The organism is Psychromarinibacter sediminicola (assembly GCF_029168335.1).
In the GTDB taxonomy this organism is placed as follows: Bacteria; Pseudomonadota; Alphaproteobacteria; order Rhodobacterales; family Rhodobacteraceae; genus Psychromarinibacter; species Psychromarinibacter sediminicola.
Map to the genome: position 1 here is coordinate 1 of NZ_JARGYC010000139.1, position 5,041 is coordinate 5,041.

Genomic DNA, 5,041 nt, shown 5'->3' on the forward strand with positions numbered 1-5,041 from the left:
CGAGGGTGTCACATTCACCGACGGCGTCGCCCAGGGCGACACCAAAACCCGCGCCGCGTGATCAGGCAGCGTCACCCAAATTCGGGCATAGCTCCCTCTCCGATCGGCCAACACGCACGAAAAAATACCCAAACGCAGAATCATTCCTTGATTCGCAGATTTCAACCTCAACATCCTCATTTCGCGGAGACAAATAGTCCTTTGAATACTCTATTACATCTGCGTATATCTTCCGAATATTGGCTATTGGAGCGAGGTACTTTGCCCTATCCAAACCCTCCGGACCTTTCTCAGTTCCAACGCCCCAGATGAGCACGCCGCCGATTGAATTACTAAATGCGGAAAGCTCTTTACCGATATTTCTTCTGTCGATCCTACTTAATTTCCTTGATTTAACGTCTTCGCTAGTCTTAAACTCCAAGGTTAGAGATTCTTCTTGGCCGCGCAGACATAGCTCTTCGAGGTAGGCCTCACCCTCTGCGACAAGACGATCAAAATGGTCCATGTCAGATTTCTTTCAGAAGAACTGTTTCCGTTCAAGGTAGCCGCGCAGGGCGTAGGATGGGTGCTCGCACCCATCACACCAACGAGGTGCCCCCGCAATCCGCCCACGACGCCCCCTCTCTCACATTCCTCTTGCCAAACGCCTCCGTCTGCCCCATATCCCTCCCTGCGAACGTTATCTCTATCGACCACTGTCTACCTTCCACGGCTGTCAGTCCCTCGATCCAAGACTTGACCTAGCCGGGCTGCCGCATAGTGCGGGCAGCAGACAAAAGAAGGAGACACTCACATGGCCAACGGCACCGTGAAGTGGTTCAACAGCACCAAAGGCTTCGGCTTCATCGAGCCCGAGACGGGCGGCAAGGACGTCTTCGTCCACATCTCCGCCGTCGAGCGCAGCGGCCTGACCGGCCTCGCCGACAACCAGAAGGTCACCTACGAGCTCGAGACCGGCCGCGACGGCCGTCAGAGCGCGACCAACCTGGCGCTCGCCTGATCCCGGCGGCGGGCCGCAGCGCGCGGCCTGCCACCACCGACGCGGCGGGGGCCTTCCCGCCCCGTCCTCCGGGCCGGTCCCGGCCCCGCCTGCCGGACGCGCAGGCCCCCTTCCCCAAAATCGCTTCGACCTTGCCGCATCGAACAGGTGCGACTCGCCCGCGCTTCTGCTAGGGTGACGCAAGGGAAGCGAGTCTACAGCGCCTCATCCTCGGAAACATCCTGTCGAACGCGCGCTTTGAGACGCTTCCGGAAGCCGCCACGTCCACTCGCGTGGCGGTTTTCGTCTGGGCGGGCCTCATGCGCGCCTCAGCCGCCATCCGCCGCCTCCGCCAGCCCCGCCGCCGGGACCACCCTGACCTGCGTCATCGGGCTGTCGCGCCACAGCGCCGGGTCCGCCCGCACGTGCAGCGGCAGCCGGTCGCGGCAAAACACCCGGCGCGTCTTGTTCACGATCCGCACCTCGTGCGCATTGCTCCGCAAGGGTGCGCGCCCGTCGAGGAATTCCTCGCGCAGCGCCTTCTCCCGCGCCTTCAGGGTCGCGATCTCCTGCCGTATCCGGGCGAGTTCGTCGGCTGGATGCATGGTCCGTCTCCCGTCGGTTTGCCCGACTGTCGGACATCGGGGTTACGACGGCGTTAAGCACGGATCAGCGCCGGGCCAGCAGCCCCACGATCACCAGGAGCACCAGCGCCCCTGCCCCGGCCACCAGCAGAATCACCATCAGCCCCGAAGCCGCCAGGATGCCGAGGCCCAGCGCCGCCACCAGGAACGGCGTCACGAAGGCCCCGACCACGCCCAGAACGAGATACAGCGCCTTGTCGCGCCCGGCCACGGCGCCGGCGATCCATCCCGCCAGCAGCCCGATGGCCAGCACCAGCAGGAACGCCACCGTCCCCATCGCGTTCAGCAGCTCTTCCATGATGCGCTCTCCGTTCTGCCTGTCCGGGCCCAGCTTACATGATGCCGCAGCGCCTGGCGTGGACGAATGTCCGCCGCGCGGGCGCTGCGAGATCCGGCCGCCGCCCCGCTGGAGCCGCGCGTCCGACCGGATCAGTTAGCGCTATCTACAACGAAAACAGCATCTTGCACCCCCGTCCAACCTCGGACACTCGGGCTATTCTCCGCCCGCGACGGTCAGGCCCAGCATCCGCCAGCCCTGCATCCCCCAGCGATAATAGCTGATCTTCTCGGCCGGATACCCCGCCTCGATGATCCGCCGGATCGCCGCCGGCGACTGCCCGCACCAGGGGCCGTTGCAGAACAGGACGATCTCGCCCACCTCCTCGCAGATGAACCCCTCGAAGTCCGGCTCGCAGCCCAGCTCGTGCAGCCGGTCGGCCATCTCGGTATAGGGCATCGAGATCGCCCCCGGGATCGTCCCCGTCTGCCAGTCGGGCCGGACCCGGCTGTCGATCACGGTCACCTCCGGGTCCTGCAGCGCCTCCAGCATCTCCAGCTCGCCGATCGTCGCGACCCCCTCGGCCGGGCTGACCGGCTGGATGCAGAAGTTCGGGCAGGGCCGCGAGGTGCGGGCGAAGTCGCCCTCGATCACGTGATCGGTGTCCTGGATGCGCGAGATTTCCTTGGGCCCCGACGGCGTCTCTACCGTCACCGAGGCCATGTCGGGCGTGATGTTGACCTCGTCCGCCACGGCCGCGGGGGCGGCGAGGGCAAGGGTCAGGCAAAGGGCAAGTCGCATCGGTCTCCTCCGAACCATGGGCGCGCGTCGGGCCCATGATCCGTCGCCGAGGCCCGCCCCGCAAGCCGGGCGGGGTGCGGGAGATTGCCTCAGTCGAAGTCGAAGATCTCCGACAGGATCGATTTGCGCTTTTTCTTCCTGTAGGACTTTTCGTCCCGCTCATACCGGTCCCGCCGGTCGTCGTAGCGCTCCTCGTAGCGCTCGCGCGGCGGCTGGCGGTAGGGTTCCTGCCACATCCGCGGCTCGGGCGCGGCGCGGGGGGCCGGCTCCGGCTCGGGCGGGGCCAGTTCGGTCGGCTCGGTCGCCTTCTCGATGATCTTGTCCAGCTCGCCCCGGTCCAGCCAGACCCCCCGGCATTTCGGGCAATAGTCGATCTCGACCCCGTGGCGCTCGCTCATCACCAGATCGACCTGACATAGCGGACATTTCATCGGCGCTCTCCTTTCGCTTTTCCGGCCCCATATGGGGCCGGGGCGGCGGCGGGCAACCGAGGCGGGGGACGCATTCGCGTGAGGTCAGGGCCTGAGAAACTTGGCGCCGCCGGTCATCCGGGACGGCGCCTCGGGGTCGGCCGGCCGGGCCGGCGCGGAGGCGGCCGCATGGGCCGTGCCGCAGGCGACGCCGTCGCCGTCGGGATCGTTGCGGCGGTGATAGCCGAGCCCGCCCTCGCGGGCCGGGGCAAGCCCGACGGCCGCGGCCTGCTCGCAGCCGGCCAGGGCCGCCAGGTGGCGGATGGCGTCCATCGGCGGATAGTCCGACGTCCGCAGGTACAGGGGCACGGCGACGGCCGCGGCCACGAGCGGAATGGCGGCGATCTGCAGGAGGATGCGGACAGGCGACAGGGCGCGGCGCCGCGTCTCTTCGGCGCGGGCCAGGCGGGCGGCGCGGCGGCGGTCCTTGCGGGTCGTCTCCATGCGGCCGGGGATAGCGGAGGATTGTGGCGCGGGTGGGGCGGCCGCGTTAGGGTCGGCGGACGAGGCAGGAGAGGAGGCCCCCCGCATGACGATCCATATCGGCGCCGAGCCGGGCGATATCGCCGAAACCGTGCTTCTGCCCGGCGACCCGCGGCGGGCGGAATGGGCGGCGCGGACCTTTCTGGAGGCCCCCCGCAAGGTCAACGCGGTGCGGGGGATGCTGGGCTATACCGGCACCTGGAACGGGCATCCGGTGACGGTGCATGGTTCGGGGATGGGGATGCCGTCGCTGTCGATCTACGTGAACGAGCTGATCCGGGACTACGGGGCGAAGACGATCATCCGGATCGGCTCGGCCGGGGCGATGCAGGAGCGGGTGGCGATCCGGGACCTTGTCATCGCGATGACGGCGAGTTCGCTGGCGACGCCGTCCTCGGGGATGTTCCGGGAGCTGAACTTCGCCCCCTGCGCCGATTTCGGGCTGCTCGGGGCGGCCGTGGGGGCGGCGGAGGCGCAGGGGCACCGGGTCCATGTGGGGGGTATCTATTCCTCGGACACCTTCTATGACGAGCGGGCGGATCTGAACGAGGCGATGGTCCGGCACGGGGTGCTGGCCGTGGAGATGGAGACGGCGGAGCTGTATATCCTGGCGGCCCGATACGGGGTGCGGGCGTTGTCGGTGCTGACGATCTCGGACCATCTGATCACGGGAGAGGACCTGCCGTCGGCGGACCGGGAGCGGTCGTTCGGCGAGATGGTGGAGGTGGCGCTGGCGGCGGCGTTTGCGTGAGCGTCCGAGGTTGGACGGGGGTGTAAGGGGTTGGTTTCGTTGATGCTAGCGGTAACGGGATTGGGGTCGGACAGGGATGTCCGGGGCGGTGGGTGAACCCGGGCCTTTGGCCCGGAACCACGCCACCCTACGAACGGTGCCCCGCGCGGGACAAGGCCGTAGGCCGCCGCGCGAGCGCCGCCTCTCGGCGATTGCGCTACAATGGGGGATGGCACTGCCCTGCCCATTCAACCGTCCGAACGCTGCCCGGCGCGGGACAAGGCCGTAGGCCGCCGCGCAAGCGCCGACGCGCGCCCACGCGGCGGCGCTGTGGTGGACGTTATCGCAGAGTTCCGAGGTCGTCCGCGTTTGGCAGCCATAAAGTGCGCCGTTCGAAGGGCGGAGCGCCGCCGCGCGCGTCGGCCCTTGCGCGGCTCCTCACATTGCTTGGACGTGCCGGGTTGTGGCTTGCTGCGCGTCCGGGGCTCCGCTACGACCCCGCGCGCGTCTGTGGGTGGCTGAAGTGTGGGCCAAATACGACAACCCCTTCGAACGGTGCTCAGCGCGGAACAAGGCGAAGCCGCCGCGCAAGCGCCGCCTCTCGGCGATTGCTCTGCAATCGCCTGTCGGCAGGGCATTGCATAGCAATGCCCGAGA

The 5,041-nt window shown here is 67.4% G+C and carries 8 protein-coding genes; 2 read left to right on the forward strand and 6 right to left on the reverse strand.

Annotation, left to right across the window (positions count from 1 at the left end):
- Positions 1-61: 61 nt before the first annotated feature.
- Positions 62-505 carry an ATP-binding protein gene (locus P1J78_RS24035; protein WP_275569907.1) on the reverse strand — a complete coding sequence of 148 codons (444 nt, stop codon included), beginning with the start codon at positions 503-505 and terminating at the stop codon, positions 62-64.
- Positions 506-793: 288 nt separating this feature from the next.
- Here P1J78_RS24035 and P1J78_RS24040 point away from each other — a divergent pair, with 288 nt between their 5' ends.
- Positions 794-1,000, forward strand: coding sequence for a cold-shock protein (locus tag P1J78_RS24040; protein ID WP_275569908.1), 207 nt, complete (start codon positions 794-796; stop codon positions 998-1,000).
- A gap of 308 nt (positions 1,001-1,308) precedes the next feature.
- On the opposite strand, the gene P1J78_RS24045 is transcribed toward P1J78_RS24040, so the two are convergent.
- The 5 genes from P1J78_RS24045 to P1J78_RS24065 form a co-directional block, all read right to left on the reverse strand.
- Positions 1,309-1,584: a hypothetical protein gene (locus tag P1J78_RS24045; RefSeq protein ID WP_275569909.1), complete on the reverse strand. Its 276-nt coding sequence runs from the start codon at positions 1,582-1,584 to the stop codon at positions 1,309-1,311.
- Between the two features lie 64 nt (positions 1,585-1,648).
- Positions 1,649-1,921 carry a GlsB/YeaQ/YmgE family stress response membrane protein gene (locus P1J78_RS24050; protein WP_275569910.1) on the reverse strand — a complete coding sequence of 91 codons (273 nt, stop codon included), beginning with the start codon at positions 1,919-1,921 and terminating at the stop codon, positions 1,649-1,651.
- A gap of 195 nt (positions 1,922-2,116) precedes the next feature.
- Positions 2,117-2,701 carry a rhodanese-like domain-containing protein gene (locus tag P1J78_RS24055; protein WP_275569911.1) on the reverse strand — a complete coding sequence of 195 codons (585 nt, stop codon included), beginning with the start codon at positions 2,699-2,701 and terminating at the stop codon, positions 2,117-2,119.
- Positions 2,702-2,790: 89 nt separating this feature from the next.
- Complete coding sequence (locus P1J78_RS24060; RefSeq protein ID WP_275569912.1) at positions 2,791-3,132, reverse strand: TFIIB-type zinc ribbon-containing protein; 342 nt, start codon at positions 3,130-3,132, stop codon at positions 2,791-2,793.
- Positions 3,133-3,216: 84 nt separating this feature from the next.
- Entirely contained in the window at positions 3,217-3,615 is a 399-nt protein-coding gene (locus tag P1J78_RS24065) for an excalibur calcium-binding domain-containing protein (RefSeq protein WP_275569913.1), read from the reverse strand.
- 85 nt (positions 3,616-3,700) lie between these two features.
- Here P1J78_RS24065 and deoD point away from each other — a divergent pair, with 85 nt between their 5' ends.
- Positions 3,701-4,405, forward strand: a complete 705-nt coding sequence (gene deoD, locus P1J78_RS24070; protein WP_275569914.1) for a purine-nucleoside phosphorylase — start codon at positions 3,701-3,703, stop codon at positions 4,403-4,405.
- Positions 4,406-5,041: the final 636 nt, after the last annotated feature.

Coding starts and splice junctions, on each gene's coding strand:
- P1J78_RS24035 (WP_275569907.1), bottom strand. CDS start 505: ATGGACCATTTTGATCGTCTTGTCGCAGAGGGTGAGGCCTACCTCGAA.
- P1J78_RS24050 (WP_275569910.1), bottom strand. CDS start 1,921: ATGGAAGAGCTGCTGAACGCGATGGGGACGGTGGCGTTCCTGCTGGTG.
- P1J78_RS24055 (WP_275569911.1), bottom strand. CDS start 2,701: ATGCGACTTGCCCTTTGCCTGACCCTTGCCCTCGCCGCCCCCGCGGCC.
- P1J78_RS24065 (WP_275569913.1), bottom strand. CDS start 3,615: ATGGAGACGACCCGCAAGGACCGCCGCCGCGCCGCCCGCCTGGCCCGC.
- P1J78_RS24045 (WP_275569909.1), bottom strand. CDS start 1,584: ATGCATCCAGCCGACGAACTCGCCCGGATACGGCAGGAGATCGCGACC.
- P1J78_RS24040 (WP_275569908.1), top strand. CDS start 794: ATGGCCAACGGCACCGTGAAGTGGTTCAACAGCACCAAAGGCTTCGGC.
- P1J78_RS24060 (WP_275569912.1), bottom strand. CDS start 3,132: ATGAAATGTCCGCTATGTCAGGTCGATCTGGTGATGAGCGAGCGCCAC.
- deoD (WP_275569914.1), top strand. CDS start 3,701: ATGACGATCCATATCGGCGCCGAGCCGGGCGATATCGCCGAAACCGTG.